Raw genomic sequence first — 19,462 nt, forward strand, 5'->3', positions numbered from 1 at the left:
ACAGCAAGGCAGGAAATGATTCTGAACTGTGAACGGGTTATGATCTGTATGCGGCTGCAAAACCAGGGAAAGGAGGGATCAGCGTGTATAAGGAACAGATGCAGGAGATCATCGATTATATCGAAAACAATCTCCGCACGGAGATCACGGCGGCGGAGCTTGCGGATATCGCGGGATATTCCGTTTTTCATTTCTACCGGATCTTTCAGGGCGTAACGGGAATGCCGGTGATGCAGTATATCCTCAGGAGAAAACTGCAGAACGCGATTTACGATATCGGCTCCGGGCGGAAAAAGACGGAGGCGGTCGCTGAATACGGCTTTGAAACGTATGCCGGATTCTACAAGGCCTTTGTGCGGGAACTGGGCTATACACCTGCTGATTACCTCCGTGAATTCAGGACGAAAAAACCATACAGAATCAACCTTTTACAGGAGGAGCATATCATGATGAGCCACCGGAAAATCCAGGAGATCCTGGCCTGCTGGGGCCTGGAGGATGAAACCGTCGCGGATGTGGTATATCCGGAAAGCGGAGCGATCAGCGATACCGCAAAGTATATCGGAACAGACTATGTGATCAAATATACAGGAAATCCTGGCAATGTGGCCAGGGCGATCCGCATCACCAAAGCACTGGAGAATGTCGGGCTGTATGCGCCGGCCGTCGTGCCGACAAAGGACGGAAAAGAGTATGTGCAAAAAGGAGAACTGTATTTCTTCCTCACCCGGCGGGTGAAGGGAGAGCGCGTTCTTGCCAGCAAGGTTTACCTGGAAGATTTTGAGCAGAAAGGCCGGTTTATCGGCGAGATTATCGGCCAGCTGGATCTGGCGCTTCAGCAGATCGATGTGCCGGCGGATGAGGCGGATTCCTTTGCGGCAGTCCGGGACTGGGCACTTCCGGCATTGAAAGAAACGCTGTCCGCTGACAGCGCATTTACAGAGAATTATCTGCGGGCAATGGAGAGACTGTACGGTGCGCTGCCGCGGCAGATGATCCACAGGGATCCCAATCCGGGGAATATCATCGTCTCCGGAGATAAATGGGGGTTCATTGACTTTGAGCTGAGCGAGCGAAATGTGAGAACATTTGATCCCTGCTATGCCGCAACGGCGATCCTGTCTGAAACCTTTGAGGAGGGGAATGAGACAAAACTGGCCAGATGGACCGGGATCCTGAAAGAGATCCTGTACGGGTATGATTCCGTGGTGCGCCTGACCGCAGAGGAGAAAGAAGCTGTTCCGTACATGGTCCTGACCAACCAGCTGATCTCCACCGCCTGGTTTGCGGACAAGGACAGGTACCGGGACCAATATGAAACCAATCTCAAAATGACCCGGTGGATCATCCGGAACTTTGATAAACTGAAGCTGTAATTTCCGGGAGAAACAAGGAAACACCCCGTCTGTACGGACGGGGTGTTTCTTCCGGATTAACGCGGAGGGACAGCCTGAAGGGCTCTTTCCCGTATTATTCGTTTGCGCACAGCCCGGAATCGTAAAGAGTGGATTCAATAACACCGGTTTCCACGTTGACATCCACCACATAGATTCCGTCCTTTTCCACAAAATCCGGACGGGTGCCCGGAGTACTGCCGGTCTGCCCCTGACACAGGTTGAACCATACGGAAAAGACCGGTTTTTCGTCTTCAATACCGTAATAGCATGTATCTTCATCAATGTTCCCGGTTTCCTGGAAGCATTTTAAGAGATTCATCTGATCATCGGTCAGGTTATATACAGAGGCTATGGCCTGACGGGCCAGTTCGATCATTTCCTTTTCTGTAAGCTTTGCTACGGAACGTGACTGATCAGCCTCTTCCTGCCGAAGCTTTGTGAGGGTATTGATTTCATCTTCTGAAGGCATTCCGTCACAGCGGTATTCCGCCTGATGCCTTTGGGCAATCTCCGCAGCAAGCGGATAATAATCGGGCTGATTGGGATCGCGATTATTCTTATCCCAGTCCAGCATTGCATTCAACTGCTCCACGCCCCAGGCATCCGCCTCAAATCCTCCGGCTGTGTCTTCACCGTCGCGACTCCAGATCGCAGTTGCTTTTCCGTCCTTTACGGTTACAGTGTACTCACCGAGAACATAGCGCAGGTTTTCAAGGCCTGCAAATGAGACAACGGTTTCCTGATCGGTCTGTTCAACTTCTCTTACAAAATAGCTGCCCTGCATGGTGGATGTGATGCCATATGCTTTCTCAAGTTCCCGGCTTGCCAGAGTCATATCGTCCACTTTCCGGGAAAAGATAAGACCTGCTGCCAGGGCGGTCACACTGACGCAGATGATTGCGGCGAGCAGAATAAACGTAGCAGATATTTTTTTCACTGACTTTTCCTCCTTCTCAGATGCTTCGATGCGCTGAGCAAGCCAGGGATCGGGCTTCAGGCCGGAAAGCTGGCGTTCAACAGAAGCATGGAATTCATCGGCTGATATCTTCTTATTATTCATCAAGCTCTCTCCCTTCCAGAATACACTTAAGCTTTTCACGTCCTCGTTTCAGCCGCCCGGAAACAGAGGATTGTGAAATACCCAAGGCATCAGCAATCTCATTGACTTTCAGTCCCTGATAATAGTGCAGAAGAATGACTTCGCGCAGTTTTATCGGCAGCTTAGTAACGGCTGTTGTCAACTCTTCATCGTTTTCATTTGTTTGAACTTCTTTATCCGGCATCATTTCAGGCGTGACTTTGTGGTTAAAAAAGCGAAACCAGCCGGAACGATTGATGTTGCAGCAAGTATTGATGGCGATCTTCATGATCCATGTTTTCTCGCTGCTTTCATATCGGAAAGTTTCCATGCTTTTATAAACCTTCAGGAATGTATCCTGTACGGCGTCTTCGGCTAATGATTTGTCGCAGAGATAGAGATAACACATATGAAGTACCGGTTTCTGATACTTGTCTACGAGTTGTTCAAACTTCAGATTTCGATTCGGGGCAGTATCCGGGCCCGTAACACTGCTCACGTGATCATCACCTCCTGTACTCATATAGACAAATGAGAAACGAAAAATATCGTATATGTGACAGAATTATGCTGATGCCTGTCAAATTATAAAACAGTTTATCATTTCCCCGGAAAAGAAAAAAGACTGTCCCGGTGCTTTGCAGAGCAACGGGACAGCATGAATGACTTATGATGATTGTGTCAGCATAATCAACGTTCTACCAGCTCAAGGGTATAAGGAGTAAAGCGTTCCCCGGTGTCAGTGTCCAGCGGCTGGACGGTGATGGTGCTGCCAATATCAGCGGAAGGAACCATTACCTTGATCAGCAGATGCATCCATTCTTCAGCATCGCTGAATCTTTCCAGATCTTTCCACTCGTTTGTCATGCAGGGAATCTCTTTTCCGTCTTTATCCAGTACACGGAACCATGGACTGCCGTGGAGCGGCAGGGTGATGGTGGGAACGGAACAGCCTTCCTCATCCTCCACCATGGAGTTTTCATATTCCTCCGGATCATAATCATCTTCCACTTCCACTTCGACGTAGCATCCCATATCCGTTGTGATTACTCTGGCTGAAAGCACCTTGTAGTTTTCCAGTTTAATGGGCAGGTTGGTTGCTTCATATGTATGGGTCTCAACAGTCTGGACGGGCAGGGTCACACTGAAGGGCACTTTTTCAGCGGTCGGCATGGTGAAATCATCATTCAGGACAAACTTATAGAGCGAGAATGCACTGGAAACAGTCATGGTGTCGCCCAGTTCCATCTCATCAATAAAGAAAGTAATATCCATTGAGATGGAACAGGCTGAATCATAGCGCTCATCCAGGCCCTGCATTATTTCATACTGCTTGTCGCCGGTTTTAACAACCAGATCAGAGGGGTTAAGAACATATACCTTCGGGGCTGCCGCACGTTCGCCGGCGTAAGGAAGGGTATCCAGATCCTTATCCCAGTCAAAACCCCAGAGCAGTGCACCTTTTTCAGGATCAGCAATACAGGTGACCAGCATATGAACAGAGCGGCCGTCACACACGGCTTCGTCAACACGGATCTCCTTTATAATTCCATCTGCCTTGTAATCTACTTTGACATCCGGTTTCTGAATCTGTACTTCGCCGATATTATCTGTATGCAGGAAGTTCAGGATGTCCCCGCTGAAGGCAAGGGCTGTGGCCATCAGGGCCAGGATCAGAGCAATAGCGATCACCGCGGATCGCGGGATTATCCTTTTCATTTGTTTTTCCTCCTTGGTCTGCAGCGCATACCGGACGGAGGCCTCAAAAGCTTCCGGGGCAGGCTCAAAGCAGTCTTTCCAGTTCAAATCCTTCATTCCTTACACCTCCTTTTCCAGCAAAATACGCAGTGCAGTTCTTGCCCGATGCAATCGTTGCTTGACTGTGCCTTCGGGACAGCGAAGTATCTGTGCTGTCTCGCGCATGGAAAAGCCGTCGATATAAAAGAGTGTCACGGCGAGCCGCAGCTTTTCGGGAAGCTGCATCACAGCACTGTGAAGCACTTCATCCCGCAGGCGGTTATCCACGCCGTCCGGTTGTTCGATCTCTATCTCATCCACTGCCACTTCACGCCAGTGAGCGCGGTGCATCCGTTTGCATTCGTTGACAAGAATACGCATGATCCAGGCCTTAAAAAGACTCTCATCGCGCAACTGGGGCAGCTTGCGCCAGGCTTTCCATACGCATTCCTGCACGGCATCCTGCCGGTCCTGGGGGCTGCGCAGCAGGCTGGCAGAGACCCGGTACATTTGCTGGGTCAGCGCGGTTACCTGCTGTTCAAATTCGAATTCAGTCATGGACGTCCAATCCTTTCCTGTATCGGCCGATACACCCTATAGACACCCCGGACGGGAAAAAGGTTCACTGAATAAACGAAAAAAGCAGATCATTTTATCATTTTCCCATAAAAAAAGCTGCCCCGCTGCTTTCTAAAGCATCGGGACAGCTGGCTAACACAGGTTGGCAGGGTCAGCCGTTGCTGTTCAGATCGGGTTCATACTGAATGTCTTCAATTATGCCTGTTTCCACATTGATATAGACCCAGTAATAACCGTCTTTTTCAGTATAAGGCGGATAATCATCGGACTCACCAGCTTCCTTCTGCTGCAGGGTAAGCTGGATACTGAAGATCGGTTTTTCATCTTTCATATAGTAGGCGATAAACCAGTCTTCAACGTCTTCAGGATCAACCGGTTCCTGCGGATCGAAAGGATTGACATAGGGATCATACAGCTTTTCGCGCTGTTCGGATGTCAGGGCGTAAGCTTCGGTAACGGCGTCTTTGGCCAGCGCGATCAGATCGTCCTTGCTCCGTCCGGCAGCCTTTGCGGCGGCCATGGCTTTTTCCTTACCCAGCTGTTCACTTGTTTCCATGGGGTTGTTTTCCCGATTGTCGGGATTGTTGTGCTTTTCATCTATAGCGAGCGCTTTATAGGAGAAGGCACTGATTTCATGTTCTGTTGTCGCGATCCGGACCATTTCCTGCAATTGTTCCAGGCCCCAGGCTTCCGCGTCAAACATGCCGGAAGTGTCTTCTCCGTCGTGACTCCAGGAAACGGTAGCCTTTTTGTCTTTTATTTCAACTGTATAATCCCCAAGCACATAATAGGATCCCTTATAAACCACAGTTGCTTCGCTGTCTGTCTTTTCATTTACCGACGGGCTGAAGTAAGCTCCGAGCATGGTGCTGGTAAGGCCATATTGATCATATACTGCTTTTTCTGCAATCTGCTGCGTGGTAACTCTGTTGGCAAAGATCAGTCCGGCTGCCAGGGCAGTCACACTCAGGCAGACAATAGCGGCGATCAGAATAAATGTAGTAGAAACCTTCTTCACAGGCTTTTCCTCCTCGCTGAGAGCGTGAAGCACCTTCTGACGCTTCCGCTCGTCCCATACGAGCCCGGAAAGGTTCTGGTCAACGAGCTCTTTAAATTCATTGTTCTTCATTGTAATACCACTCCTTTAACCTGTCCCGTAAAAGTTCATTGGCCTTGTTCAGTCGGGACCGGACCCGGCCGTCAGATAATCCCAGCGCGCTTGCGACTTCCTTCAGCTTGAGTCCCTCGTAATACCGGAGAAGGATCACTTCCCGGTACTTTGCTGGCAGATGCATGACCTCGGTCAGTACCGTGTTATCCGGAAACTCAAAGTCAGCAGGCTGTTCGGGCAGCACATCGATATCTGTTGACCGGCTCTGGTGGCGGAACCACGCGGTTCTCAGCATGTCACGGCTGACGTTCATTGCGATGGCTGTCAGCCAGGTTTTCTCTGAGCTTTCCCCGCGATAATTGTCTAAATGCCGGTATGCCCTGATGAATGTCTCCTGCACAGCGTCCTGCGCGAGATCCGCGTCCTTCAGATAGAGGGCGCACATTCTCAATAGGCTGCTGCCGTACTGTTCCATCAGCCGCTCTATGACTGAACGGCTGCTTTCCTGAATCTCCTGAGGCACAGTACCAACTCCTTTCACCTATTAGACGGAGCAGAATCACAAAGCTGCATTTTTTTTGCAGAAGTTTTATACGGAATGCATTATACCCAATGAAGCGGGATTATTTAAGCTTCCAAAGAATTGAGAGAAATCTGATTTGTTTGAAAAACAATCGAAATACAAAAAACGGATGTCACAAAATGACCTGCTTGCGCATTTAAATATGTGTAAGGTTCAAACAAAGACCATACTCAGCTTTATGCTGTTAGATGGAATATACAAAGAAAGGAGAATGTACCGATGAGTATTCGGATTCGCAGCCCCGGCATGAAAAAAGTTCCCGCAAAACAATGCCAGCGAAGCATCCACCGCAAATGCGGTGACCGTTCTGTGGGAACTATATAAGTGTAAACCGATTTGGTATTTATGGCAAGTCCGTTAATGGGCAAGAAAGAAATAACTTATGAGATATTAATATGGAGGATATATATTATGAAACGTGTGATTTCTGCAGTTCTGCTGGTTGCTATGATTTTGACGATGTGTGTTACTGCTTGTGCCGATTGGACGAAAACCTGGAAGATTAATCCCACTGATGGCGGCAATTGGAAAAAAGGCCCGAATCATACTATGCCTGATTCTGGAAGCTTCTGGAAAGCCAAATATGTAGATGGTGTGTGGGAGACTTCTTCTGCCTATGTTTATAAGAAGAATGAAGGACGTGCGACACATATCGAAGATTTCAGTAAGGGAACAATGAGAACCCATCTCAATTATCTGGAAAACATGAAAACGGTTGGTAAAACATACTGGCTTGTTGGTAAAGGAAAGCGCAACACTTCTATAACGTATACTTATAATTTCTAAACAAAACCAGGAAGGTTACGCAGTTTATACTGCGTAACCTTCCTGAAAGCTGCAGATCGGAGGAAATAAAAGTGACTAGGAAACCATGTTCTGGACTGTTTGTACTTCTCAGTATGATACTATTGTTTTCTTTTACTTGCATAATACCTGCAATGGCGGAAGTTCCTATCAGAAAACGGATTACAGAACTTGGTGACTCACACATGGATATTGATGTAGACGTATTACCTGAATGGCCGGAGACTGTATTACAGATGAAAGTTGAGCGGAGCAGCTTTGATAGAAATAAAACGATGGAACTGGTAAAAAAATATAGTCTCTCCCCGAAGAAAGGGGAATCTTGGGTTTGTGAGATTGGTGGCAAACAAAATCCCGACTATGAATTGTATTTCTGTGAGGAATCTGGTGCTTATGGGAGTATAGCTGTTGATCTATATGCACCGCATACCCTGATGGATGAAACAGACGAAGGCCAGTGTAAGGCTAACGCAACAACCAAAGCATTTCTGGATGAATTGGGACTCGACTATGAGTATCCATTCTATTACGTTGCTCCGATGGGGAAGAATGCTGGGGGTGTGCGGTTAATCGAAATTGTAGCCAGGCTTACCATTGATGGGATGCCATGTAATACAACAATCGGATGGACTCGTGATTCTGACAGCATGGGGGATGGAGATCCTACGCCGGGAGCGTTTTTCGTTGTGACTGAAAGTGGAGAATTGACAACGGCTATTATCCGAAATCCTGTGAATGTAATCAAAACTAAGGAAAACCAAACAATGATCAAAAGTTGGAATGCTGTCCTTGAGGATAATAAGGGATTGATCATGGAGCAGTTTGGTACTAAAGAAGATGCTGGGGCAACTCTGACACTGAAACAGATTGAATTTGTGATGATGGTTGACGCCCACCAAATAGCTTATCCTGCATGGGCTTATTGTTTTGACTGCTATGTACCTGCGGATCCAAACAGTTCGGGTCCATTTTCATACGACTTACTACTAACCTATGATGCCAGAACGGGTCATGAAGTATGGCGGTATATCAATTAATTCTTTATTAGGATGACTATACGGTTACTTATTATATAAATAATGATATGGACATTTTGTCTGATCCGAAAATAGTCGTGCTTTAGATGAAGGCAAAACGGATCGGCTTCGATAGAAAGAGAGAAAAGGAACGAACCAAGAGATACAGTAGTATTTCAAAAAATACAACTGAAACATGATATCGGAATTGGCAAGGAGGCGTGATGATATTGAGAGATATCGGTTTACAGGTACAGCGGGGTCTGCGGAGTAAAGGATGCCTGTTTTCTATCTGCCTGATGTTGTATTCATTATTTTTTGTACATACAGATACGCCGGTTTTTTTTCGGATGCCTCTCATTTACTTTGGAAAAGATTGTACATTCTATTACCACTTTATTATTTCTTTCTGGTTGGGATTGTCACAGTTTGTTGTCCCTATTGCGGCTATGCTACCCTTAACGTTTTTTCATTGCGATGATCTGAACAGCGGGTTTAAGAACCTGAGTGAATATCGTTTATCAAGAAGCCGCTATTTTATTCACCGTGTACTTGCAGCGGCTATTACCGCTATGGTTGCTGTATTGATTGCCTGTGTTCTTTTTACACTTTTCCTTTTGTGCGTATGTACGCTACAGGGAGGTGAAAACGAAGCTTGGCTCAATAATCGACATGGATCTGCTTTTGAATGGCTTGCCACAGTTGAGCATTTTCCTTTTTTTATTTTGGTTCAATATGGACGGCTGATGGTTTCTGCCGCAACTTGGGCATTGGTTGCATCATGTTTCTCTATTTTGTGGGCTAATAAGGCGTTTGTAATAGTTGCCACCTTTGGTTTAAGCATTTTCCTGGATGTGGAACTGGAAAAGATGCTTGGGGAAGAGTTTACTGTTTCTTTCTTGCAAACGCCCGATTTAAACACTCATATTCCGCTTCAAGATTTATTTGGGAGGCAACTGCTTTATTTGGTGATTGCTGCAGCGGTTTGCATGATGACAGTAATCCTGTTTTCCTCCAAACGAATTTTGAAGCTGAGACAGAAACTGGTACTCATTTTGGCGGCACATTTGCCCGGACGGGAGAAAAAGATTGAGTGGAATCTTGCAAACCGGAGTCGGGGCACATTTGCCGGAGAGGTATTTACCGATATCCGGGCATTTACTTCATTTGCTACGATTTTGCCCGCTATTCTGATTCCTATTCTGGTAGTGGTGTGCAAGAATGTGTTTCATATACACCCACATAGTATCGGAGATTTGTGGCTGGATGTTTTTGGTGGATTCTATTGGTTTGAACCAGAGGTTAACTTTACACCGATTGGCCTATGGATTCTGCTGTTGCTGCCGCCCATGATGGGGGTAGCCCTGAGTCTTGATCGGGAATTCAGCAGCCGTACGCAAATGACGTTATACAGATTTCGAAATAAAACACGCTGGTGGGGGAGCAAGTGCGTTGCGACACTTATATATACCATAATGTGCTCCGCGGTCATGTTTTGCTCAGTTGCTATTTTCGGATGGCTCACAGGTGCCGATGGTATTGGTGTGCTTCTTGAGGATGAGGATGGTTTCCTGACAAGCAATTACTTTGTGCTGCTCCAGACTTTTGGCCTTTTTACAGGACAGATTATCATGCTGACTCAGCTGCAGGCGCTGATCCATATGCTGACCGGGCGGATGCAGTTGGGGATTATTTCCTATATTCTGCCATGCATTGCCTGCCTGATTACTTTTTCTGTTTTTGACAGGCTGAGGAATATATATGTTCCATACAATTGGGGAATGATTCTTCGAAGCAGCATTTTCAGTCCGGCTTTTGATTATGAGGAGTCAGGAGAGATAAGTCCGCTTTGTGCTACTAATGTCAACGGAGCGTTGGGAGCGCAAGCGGGTGTGTCGATAATCCTGGCAGGGATCAGTGTGCTGGCAGCCAGGATAGTTAAAATCTCAGAACGTGAGGTGAAGGAATGATGGATAGCATTATTACACTGGATCATGTTTCCAAAAGCTACAGGCAGCAACAGGTGCTAAAGGATATCAGTGTTTCTTTCGCGAAAGGACGTATTCACGGGATCATAGGCCGGAATGGCAGTGGAAAAACACAGATGTTTAAAGTGATAGCAGGCTATGTGCTGCCTGATCATGGAACTGTTGTTGTCAATGGTGAAAAAATCGGTGTGAAGACAGATTATCCCCGGCATCTGGGTATGCTGATCGAAACACCAGGATTTCTGCCGGCATACAGCGGGCTGTTCAACTTGCAAATGCTGGCGGCGATGAATACGAAACTGACCAGGGAAAAACTCCTGAATACGCTTCACAATGTGGGACTGGATAATGCGATACATAAAAAGGTCGGCCAGTATTCCCTGGGAATGCGGCAGAGATTAGGAATTGCCCAGGCTATTATGGATGAACCCCAGATTATTATTCTGGATGAACCGTTTAACGGACTGGACAATGCTGGCGTAAAAGAAATACGGAGCCTGCTGGTTAATCTGCGGAATGAGGGCAAAACAATCCTGCTATCCAGCCATCACGCAGAGGATATCAAGGCATTATGTGATACGGTTCATGAGATGGAATCCGGAAAAATACAAACGATACAGGGCATTCAGACGGGAGATTAATGCTACAGGGTGTCGTTAGCTGGTGAAAACCAGCACAGGTATTGTTTGATCTGCACACGTATGTGTGGACAATATAAACAAAAAATGAGGAGGACAAAGGCATGACAAAAAAAAGGATTACCGCCCTGGCTTTGCTATTGATCCTGGTATGTGTATCCAGCGTATCGATGGCATCTACACACTTGATTTCACGACGCGCAATTGTAAGAAACAGTATCACTGTCGATATCTGTGTACAGAATGGCAATATTGTTGCTTCATGCAGGGCGAATCTGTATTATGGTTCTAATCCTTCTGTGAGCATTTATCTTCAGAAACAAATAAATGGAGTATGGATAACGGTGAGTTCAGGAAGCGGCACACTGGATGCTAAAACATCCACATGCGCGATATCTGGATCATATCGTGCATGCGCCAGTCTGAAAGTAACAGAAAGTAAAGGCAATGCTTCATCATCGGCTACACTCGATTACTAAACAAAGTGATCGACATAGCATAAAATTTAAAATATGTAAAATTTGTACGTGCATCTTTGACATTGTTTTCTGCGGTCGGTATAATCAGTTCTTACAAAAGCCTATTGACGATCTGAAAAGAAATGATCAGATCAACAGGAGGGAAAGAGAAATGATTGTACCAATCTTTATCCAGATGATAGAAGACCCCGTGGATCAGGATTGGATGACCGATTTATATACAAAGTACTATAAACTGATGATCTCTACTGCCGCCTTTTATCTGGGTGATCATCAGGATGTTGAAGAAATAGTCAATGACAGCTTGCTGTCTCTGTATGAAAAAATAGATCGTATCCGATCCCTTGAACCCAAAGCTCTTACATCCTATATTGTCATTACGGTGCGCAATACTTCCTTCAGTTATCTGAGGAGGAGAAAGCTAATTAATAAGCATTTTAAATATCTTTCCGACTCCGGTAAAGAAAACATATCTGCAACAGATGATGTTGAGAGACAGGTTGAAGCCCGGGATCAGCTGGAAATCGTACACGGGATTATCAACACTTTATCTGAAAATGAGCAAGCAGCAATTCGCCTGAGATTTGAAATGGGACTGGACTGTAAAGAGATAGCGGAAATACTGGAAGTTTCCCCGGATGCAGTCAGGCAAACGATTCTCAGGGCAAGAAATCATATTCAGAAAGCGCTCCACAGAGGGGAGGTGCGGGCATGAATAGACAGGAGGATGTATCATACGAATTTGAGGATGAATATATTGATGATCTGATTCGCCTGGTATACAAACAGGAAAGACTTCGTGAAACCCAGGAAATAATAGAAAAGAGCGAGAAACCGTTAACTCCTGAGCAGGAAGAAATTGCCGCAAGACTTCGTGAACGGATACCTGCGGAATTGAAAGAAGCTGATCGTCAAAAAAACAAAGAGAAAAGAAAGTCAAAGATACTTCGGATTTTACCGAAGATCATGGAAATTGCTGCCTGCCTGATTCTTGTCGCGGCTATTGGCACGACCATAGCAATTGCCAAAGATGAATCTTTCAGATCAGCGGTTATGCAGCTCCTGATCCAGATAGATCAGGAGGAAGGCGTGGCAAATATCAGCTTTGAGGAAAATGTCGGGGAGGCATTCGATGTCCCTGCGGACTGGCTTGGGCTGTATTATCCCTCGAAAATCCCGGATGATTTTGCGGTGTCAGATATGTATGTCCATACAAACATGCCGTCTGTAGAATATAAGTCAGCAGACGGACGAATTATTCGTTTTGACGAGAATTCGCTCAGTACAGTATCCACACAAGGTATCGAAGAGGCTGAGGTAAGCCATATCACGATTCACGGCAGACAGGCGCTCATGGTGGCGGATGACACTCCCGGGGATACATTCTACAGGATTACATGGTCCAATGATGAGAAATGGTTTGCGTTAACCACACTGAAAATGACCAGGGAAGAGACCGTTGAACTGGCGGAAAGTGTACGCAAGATCCTACCCAAAGACGAAAAAGGAAAGTAAGAGGATATAAGAAACCCGGATATCGCGTTTGCGGTATCCGGGTTTTTGTGACAGGAGAACCGTCCTCTTGTCACATATTCAGAAGATACTTGGGTTATACGATGACGATCTCGCCGTTGGTGTCCAGGTCGACGGTCAGTTCTGTGCCGGGAGCCACGTCGGCAGCGATGACCTTGCGGGCAATGAGGGTTTCCACCTTGCTTTGCAGGTAACGCTTGAGGGGACGGGCGCCGAAGACGGGATCGAAGCCCCGGTCAATGACGGCATTCAGGGCGGCGTCGGTCAGGGTGACCTTCAGCTGCTTATCTTCCAGGCGGCGGTTCAGGTTTTTGATCATCAGGCCCACGATGGAACCGATCTCGTTCCGGGTCAGGGGCTTGTAGCAGACGATTTCATCAATCCGGTTCAGGAACTCGGGACGGAAGCGGGTCTTCAGCAGACGGTCCACCTGCTCCCGGGCTTCCGCGGTGATTTCACCGTCGGCAATGCCTTCGAGGATATATTCGCTGCCCAGGTTACTGGTCATGATCAGGATGGTGTTCTTGAAGTCCACGGTACGGCCCTGGCTGTCGGTGATACGGCCGTCATCCAGCACCTGCAGGAGGACGTTGAAGACATCCGGGTGGGCTTTTTCCACTTCATCGAACAGCACCACACAGTAGGGACGGCGGCGGACGGCTTCGGTCAGCTGGCCGCCTTCATCATATCCCACGTATCCGGGAGGTGCTCCGATGAGCCGGGAGACGCTGAACTTCTCCATGTATTCGGACATATCGATCCGGACCATGTTCTTTTCATCATCGAACAGGGCCTGGGCCAGGGCTTTGGCCAGCTCAGTCTTACCGACACCGGTGGGGCCCAGGAACAGGAAGGAACCGAGGGGACGGTTCGGATCCTGGATGCCGGCACGGGAGCGCAGGATGGCTTCGGAAACTTTCTTTACGGCCTCATCCTGGCCGATCACCCGCTCATGCAGGACGTCTTCCAGGTGGAGCAGCTTCTCGCGCTCGCCCTCCATCAGCTTGGAGACGGGGATGCCGGTCCAGCGGCCGACGATCCGGGCGATTTCCTCTTCGGTGACCCGGTCGCGCAGGAGGCTGTTTTCGCCCTTGCTTTCCTCGGCGATTGCTTCTTCCTTTTCCAGTTCCTGCTTCAGCTTCGGCAGTTCGCCGTATTTCAGTTCCGCGGCGCGGTTCAGGTCATAGGAACGCTCCGCCTGTTCGATCTCGGCATTGACGCGCTCGATTTCCTCCCGCAGGGCGGTGACTTTGCCGATGGCGTTCTTTTCCGCTTCCCAGCGGGCTTTCATGGTGTTGAACTCATCCCGCTGCTCTGCCAGTTCCTTCTGAACCTCTTCCAGGTGCGCACGGGAAAGGGGATCATCATCTTTCTTCAGGGCGGCTTCCTCGATCTCCAGCTGCATGATGTGGCGGCGGATATCGTCCAGCTCTGTGGGCAGGGAGTCGATCTCCGTGCGGATCATGGCACAGGCTTCGTCCACCAGGTCGATGGCCTTGTCCGGCAGGAAGCGGTCGGTGATGTAGCGGTTGGACAGGGTGGCGGCGGCGATCAGGGCGTTGTCCTGGATCTTGACGCCGTGGAAAACTTCATACCGTTCCTTCAGACCGCGCAGGATGGCAATGGTATCCTCCACAGTGGGTTCGGAAACCATGACGGGCTGGAAACGACGTTCCAGGGCGGCGTCCTTCTCGATATACTGACGGTACTCGTTCAGGGTGGTGGCACCGATGCAGTGCAGCTCACCCCGGGCCAGCATGGGCTTCAGGATGTTGCCGGCGTCCATGGCACCGTCAGCTTTGCCGGCACCGACGATGGTATGCAGCTCGTCGATGAACAGGATGATGCGGCCGTCGCTCTTTTTGATCTCCGCCAGGACGGCCTTCAGGCGCTCCTCGAACTCGCCGCGGAACTTGGCACCGGCGATCAGAGAACCCATATCCAGGGAGAAGACAGTTTTATCCTTCAGGCTGTCCGGGACATCCCCGCGGACGATCCGCTGGGCAAGGCCTTCGGCGATGGCGGTTTTACCGACACCGGGCTCACCGATCAGGACAGGGTTGTTCTTGGTTTTCCGGGACAGGATCCGGATGACGTTCCGGATTTCGCTGTCACGGCCGATGACCGGATCCAGCTTCTGCTTCCGGGCAAGGTCCACCAGGTCAGAACCGTATTTCTTCAGCGCGTCATAGGTGTCTTCCGGGGTATCGGAAGTGACACGGGCGGCACCGCGGACTTCGCTCAGCGCTTTCAGGAAGGCGTCATCACGGTAGCCCTGGGCTTTCAGCAGGCGCTTCACATTGGCGGACGCCTTGGCGGTCAGGCCCATCCAGACGTGCTCAACAGACAGGTATTCATCCTTCATCCGCTGGGCGATCTTTTCAGCCTCTACCAGGGCCTGCTCCACATCATTAGCGATGTAGACCTTGCCGGGCTCACGGCCGGAACCGGAGACACGGGGAGTGCGGTCCAGATTTTCTTTCAGGCCGGCAACAAACGCGGGCACGGAAATACCGCACTTGGAAAGCAGCTGCGGAATCAGCTCGCTTTCATCTTCGGTCAGGGCGAGCATCAGGTGCTCCTGCTCTACCTGCATATGCTGATATTCGATGGCAAGAGACTGGGCCCGCTGCAGGGCATTGACGGTCTTTTGCGTGAACTGGTTCATATTCATAGGGCATTCCTCCTTTGAAGGCGGTTTGACTAACTTTGACCTTCGAGAACATTATACATCTTTCGGGGAGGATGTCAAGCGCAATTCGAGAATTGCGCAATGAATTATTTCAAAGCATCGGGAATGCTTTGAAATATGAATTATCAACTTCGTCGATATGAATTATTGAACAGCAAGCTGTTCAATATGAATTATGCCCTCCGGGCATATTGCAGTAAGGCATTTCCCGACGCGGCCTGCGGATTTGCTCAAGATGACACCCTAGACAGGCAGGAAGTAGGAGGTAGGAGGGGAGAGAGGGAAGTGGTGCCACGGTGTGGCATTCTGCGAAGCAGAAAACGACCCGAACGAGTCAACAGAAACGAGCGGCAAGCGCGCTCCAAGCGTGAGCAGCGACGATTGAGGTTGCGGATAGGAAGTAGGAGGTAGGAGGTTTTACTTAAAACTTAAGACTGAAGATTTAAAAATGAATAATGGTGGATGGATGGCTCCGCCATCCTTTGAATTGATGAATTCTTCAGTGAAAAGTGAAGAGTGAAGTGCGATCGCCGTTACCAAAGTGCCTAAGGCACTTTGACGGCTGTAGCATGGCAGCCGTTACCCAAATCAAAGATTTGGACAGCTGCTCAACTTAAGAGTTGCCGTTGGCAACCGGGAACGGCAGGGGCGCGGAAATCGTTGCTTTTGGAGACGGGGTGTTTTTGGACATCCCGGGCGATCTATGGTATTATATACTGTCTTGGTTTAGACCTTTTTGCACAGTAATGAACCGGAGGAGAAAGATGTTCGGAAAGAAGAAACACGAAGAAGACTTTGAGGAATACGAAGAGTTTTCTTCTGAAGAAGGCAATGAGCCGTTTTTTCCGGAAGATGAAGACGCGGAAGCGGAATATGATTCCGCGGACGAAGCGTATTATCCTGAGGAATCCGGATATGATGAATATGAGGAAGCTTATGATGAGGGAGAACCCTACGAGGAAGAAGCTTCCTGGGGCAGAGATGACGAGGAGTACGACGAGGAACCGGAAGACAAGCTGAAGACCCGCACGATATTCCGGCCTGAAACCCGGAAACCGAACTTTGTTGTCAGCGTTCTGCTGAATACGATCCGTGTGCTGCTTGTGATCCTGGTGCTGGCCGGTGTGGCCGGTCTCGGCGCGCTGGCGGGAATCGCCAAGGGCTATGTGGACACGGCTCCCGAGCTGAACCTGGTGGCAATGGACACCCAGGCGCAGACCTCCTTTATCTATGATTCCAACGGCAACCTGATCACGGAATACAAAGGAACGGAAAACCGCGTGCTGGTGTCCCTGGACGCCATGCCGAAGATGCTCCGCAACGCGTTTATCGCTGTGGAGGATGCCCGCTTCTATTCCCACAGCGGTGTGGACCTGAAGCGTATTGTCGGCGCGCTTGTTTCCAACCTGACTTCCTCCGGAACCCAGGGCGGATCCACCATTACCCAGCAGCTGATCAAAAACACCCTGCTTTCTTCGGAACAGAGCTATAAGCGAAAGATCCAGGAAGCCTACCTGGCCCTGCAGCTGGAGAACCGGTATACCAAGGACCAGATCCTGGAGTGCTACCTGAACACCATTTTCCTGGGTGAAAACTACTATGGTGTAGAGGTGGCGGCACAGGGCTATTTCGGCAAGGACCTGGGTGACCTGACCCTGCGGGAATGCGCTATTCTGGCCGGCGCCACCAACAATCCCTATTATTATAATCCGCGGCGGAACCTGTATACCCGGAAGAGCGATGATAAGGACTACGCGAAGGTAACCAACAACCGGACAGACTATGTGCTACGGTGCATGTATGAGAACCAGTTCATTACCCGGGAACAGTATGAGGAAGCCCTGAACCCGGCTACGGCCCATGTGCTTGAGGAAGCTCCTTCTTCCGGCAACAGCATGTACAAGTATCCCCATTATGTGGAATACGCCGTAAAGGAAGTTGTGGACATCCTGCTGGAGCTGAACGGACTGGAGGATAATGCCAAGAACCGTGCCGCGATGGAAAACAAATTCCGGACCGGCGGATACAGGGTAAAGCTGGCTATTGATACGAATATCCAGGAAACGGTGGAATCCACGCTGCAGAACTGGAGTAAATATCCGTCCCTGCGTGATCCGTCCGACAAGGTGTTCCGGACCAAAAATTCCGATGGTACCTATACAGAAACCATTCAGCCCCAGGCGGCCGCTGTTGTGCTTGATTACCGGACAGGCGAGCTGAAGGCGATCGTCGGTTCCCGGAATGAAGTGACGGTAAAGAAGACCCTGAACCGTGCCACGGACATGAAGATGCCGGTTGGCTCGTCCATCAAACCGATCGCGGTATACGCTCCGGCACTGGAACTGGGCGCCAGCCCGGCCACTGTGGTTTACAATATGCCGCTTCCCATTGAGGGATGGAAAGACGCCAAGGGCAACAATTCCTTCCCGAAGAACTACGGCGGTGGAGGCTATGCCGGTCCGGAAACGCTGCGGACCGCCATGGCGAAATCCCATAATACCGCCGCGGCATACACGCTGATGAACATGGTCGGCGTGAACCGCAGTGTCGATTTCCTGCACCGGCTGGGTATTGATGACGGCCATATTGACGCGACACCCTTTGGCCTCAGTCTTGGTTCCTCCGGTATCACACCGCTGCAGATGACCGTTGCCTTTGGCGTGTTGGCCAACGGCGGCGTTTACCAGAAACCGATCTCCGTGCTGGGCATCTCAGACTCCGCGGGCCATGTGGTCTGGGACGGACACCAGCACCAGGAACGCCGCACGGTTTTCCAGCCCAGTACTTCCTGGATGATCGTGGACATGCTGAAGAGCGTGGTCCAGAGCGGTACAGGTACAAGCGCGAAGATCAGCGGACAGATCGTGGGCGGCAAGACGGGTACCAACTCCGACCAGAAGGGCGTTTTCTTCTCCGGCATCACCGGGTATTACGCTTCCGCCGTATGGGTCGGACATGATAACTATAAAGCCCTTTCCTCCAAGTCCACAGGTTCCGGTGCGGCCGCGCCGCTGTGGCAGGCCTATATGAGCAAGATCCACCAGGGCCTGGAGAAACGGGATATCCTGGACGGCAATCCTTCCGATTACGGCCTGGTCAAGGTGAAAACCTGCGCGGTCAGCGGTCAGCTGGCTACGGCGGCGTGCGAGAATGACGCCATGGGATACGGCACAGTGACAGACTGGTGGGCGAAGGGAACGGAACCGACAGTCAACTGCTCGATGCACACTATCCAGATGGTCTGCAGCGAGACAGGAATGATCGCATCCGAGTATTGTCCCAATCCGGTTCAGCGGGGTGTTGTGACGATCCCTATGGGTCATCCGCTGTACAACCTCAAGGACCAGTACCAGGATGTGATCGAGCAGTATCTCGGATCAACCGCTGCGGCAAGCAACCAGGTCTGTACCCTGCACAGTCAATTCTACCAGGGCTACCAGGATTACCAGAACTATCAGGACTACCAGGATTATCAGAACTATCCGGACTATCAGGATTACCAGAACAACCAGGGCAACCAGGGATATCAGGAATCGCAGCCGTTCCAGGATGCACGGAACCTGCTCAGCCAGGCGGACAATAAGATGGCATACATGGATCAGAACAGCGAGCAGTACCGCGCAATCCAGAACGCGGCGGATTATCTGCGGCTGCTGATCGGCGGCGGAAGCGCGAGCCAGACTGAAGTGATGTCGGCCATGGAGGCTTTGGTACAGGCCATGGGAGGCATATACTGATTCAGGATTTATGATCCTGAATCAATGAACAATGAATAATGAACAATGAACAATGAATAATGATTTTGTCGGCATTCTGAATTGTGCATT

Annotated in this window: 16 protein-coding genes; 9 read left to right on the top strand and 7 right to left on the bottom strand. The window is 49.5% G+C overall.

Annotated elements, in window-relative coordinates; all coding sequences use genetic code 11:
- The first annotated feature begins 83 nt into the window (after positions 1-83).
- Positions 84-1,376 carry a helix-turn-helix domain-containing protein gene (locus JYE50_RS13750; RefSeq protein WP_084096164.1) on the top strand — a complete coding sequence of 431 codons (1,293 nt, stop codon included), beginning with the start codon at positions 84-86 and terminating at the stop codon, positions 1,374-1,376.
- A gap of 94 nt (positions 1,377-1,470) precedes the next feature.
- On the opposite strand, the gene JYE50_RS13755 is transcribed toward JYE50_RS13750, so the two are convergent.
- From JYE50_RS13755 to JYE50_RS13780, 6 genes are all read right to left on the bottom strand, one after another.
- Entirely contained in the window at positions 1,471-2,457 is a 987-nt protein-coding gene (locus tag JYE50_RS13755; RefSeq protein ID WP_084096165.1) for a hypothetical protein, read from the bottom strand.
- Entirely contained in the window at positions 2,450-2,974 is a 525-nt protein-coding gene (locus JYE50_RS13760) for an RNA polymerase sigma factor (RefSeq protein WP_179138355.1), read from the bottom strand. Before JYE50_RS13760 ends, JYE50_RS13755 begins: the two co-directional genes overlap by 8 nt.
- 191 nt (positions 2,975-3,165) lie before the next feature.
- Entirely contained in the window at positions 3,166-4,290 is a 1,125-nt protein-coding gene (locus tag JYE50_RS13765) for a hypothetical protein (RefSeq protein ID WP_084096167.1), read from the bottom strand.
- 3 nt (positions 4,291-4,293) lie between these two features.
- Positions 4,294-4,770 carry an RNA polymerase sigma factor gene (locus JYE50_RS13770; protein ID WP_084096168.1) on the bottom strand — a complete coding sequence of 159 codons (477 nt, stop codon included), beginning with the start codon at positions 4,768-4,770 and terminating at the stop codon, positions 4,294-4,296.
- Between the two features lie 172 nt (positions 4,771-4,942).
- Entirely contained in the window at positions 4,943-5,920 is a 978-nt protein-coding gene (locus JYE50_RS13775; protein WP_084096169.1) for a hypothetical protein, read from the bottom strand.
- Positions 5,907-6,425 (bottom strand): sigma-70 family RNA polymerase sigma factor, encoded by a 519-nt coding sequence (locus JYE50_RS13780; RefSeq protein WP_283399224.1) that lies wholly within the window; start codon positions 6,423-6,425, stop codon positions 5,907-5,909. The genes JYE50_RS13775 and JYE50_RS13780 overlap by 14 nt, the downstream gene beginning before the upstream one ends.
- Before the next feature lie 471 nt (positions 6,426-6,896).
- Here JYE50_RS13780 and JYE50_RS13785 point away from each other — a divergent pair, with 471 nt between their 5' ends.
- The 7 genes from JYE50_RS13785 (at position 6,897) to JYE50_RS13815 (ending at position 12,925) form a co-directional block, all read left to right on the top strand.
- Positions 6,897-7,271, top strand: a complete 375-nt coding sequence (locus tag JYE50_RS13785) for a hypothetical protein (RefSeq protein WP_084096170.1) — start codon at positions 6,897-6,899, stop codon at positions 7,269-7,271.
- Positions 7,272-7,474: 203 nt separating this feature from the next.
- A complete protein-coding gene (locus tag JYE50_RS13790; RefSeq protein WP_143763634.1) occupies positions 7,475-8,326 on the top strand; it encodes a hypothetical protein in 852 nt (283 codons plus the stop codon).
- Positions 8,327-8,535: 209 nt separating this feature from the next.
- A complete protein-coding gene (locus JYE50_RS13795) occupies positions 8,536-10,275 on the top strand; it encodes a hypothetical protein (protein WP_143763635.1) in 1,740 nt (579 codons plus the stop codon).
- Positions 10,272-10,934: an ABC transporter ATP-binding protein gene (locus tag JYE50_RS13800; protein WP_084096173.1), complete on the top strand. Its 663-nt coding sequence runs from the start codon at positions 10,272-10,274 to the stop codon at positions 10,932-10,934. The genes JYE50_RS13795 and JYE50_RS13800 overlap by 4 nt, the downstream gene beginning before the upstream one ends.
- A gap of 101 nt (positions 10,935-11,035) precedes the next feature.
- On the top strand, positions 11,036-11,410 hold the full coding sequence (locus JYE50_RS13805) for a hypothetical protein (RefSeq protein WP_143763636.1): 375 nt from the start codon (positions 11,036-11,038) through the stop codon (positions 11,408-11,410).
- A gap of 151 nt (positions 11,411-11,561) precedes the next feature.
- Positions 11,562-12,125: an RNA polymerase sigma factor gene (locus tag JYE50_RS13810; RefSeq protein ID WP_179138356.1), complete on the top strand. Its 564-nt coding sequence runs from the start codon at positions 11,562-11,564 to the stop codon at positions 12,123-12,125.
- Positions 12,122-12,925: a DUF4367 domain-containing protein gene (locus JYE50_RS13815; protein WP_084096175.1), complete on the top strand. Its 804-nt coding sequence runs from the start codon at positions 12,122-12,124 to the stop codon at positions 12,923-12,925. Before JYE50_RS13810 ends, JYE50_RS13815 begins: the two co-directional genes overlap by 4 nt.
- A gap of 94 nt (positions 12,926-13,019) precedes the next feature.
- Here JYE50_RS13815 and clpB read toward each other — a convergent pair whose 3' ends face one another.
- Positions 13,020-15,617, bottom strand: coding sequence for an ATP-dependent chaperone ClpB (gene clpB / locus JYE50_RS13820; protein WP_084096176.1), 2,598 nt, complete (start codon positions 15,615-15,617; stop codon positions 13,020-13,022).
- Between the two features lie 782 nt (positions 15,618-16,399).
- On the opposite strand from clpB, the gene JYE50_RS13825 reads away from it, so the two are divergent.
- On the top strand, positions 16,400-19,372 hold the full coding sequence (locus JYE50_RS13825) for a transglycosylase domain-containing protein (RefSeq protein WP_179138357.1): 2,973 nt from the start codon (positions 16,400-16,402) through the stop codon (positions 19,370-19,372).
- The last annotated feature ends 90 nt before the right edge of the window (positions 19,373-19,462 follow it).

Origin of the sequence: Aristaeella lactis (assembly GCF_018118585.1) — a bacterium.
Classification (GTDB): domain Bacteria; phylum Bacillota; class Clostridia; order Christensenellales; family Aristaeellaceae; genus Aristaeella; species Aristaeella lactis.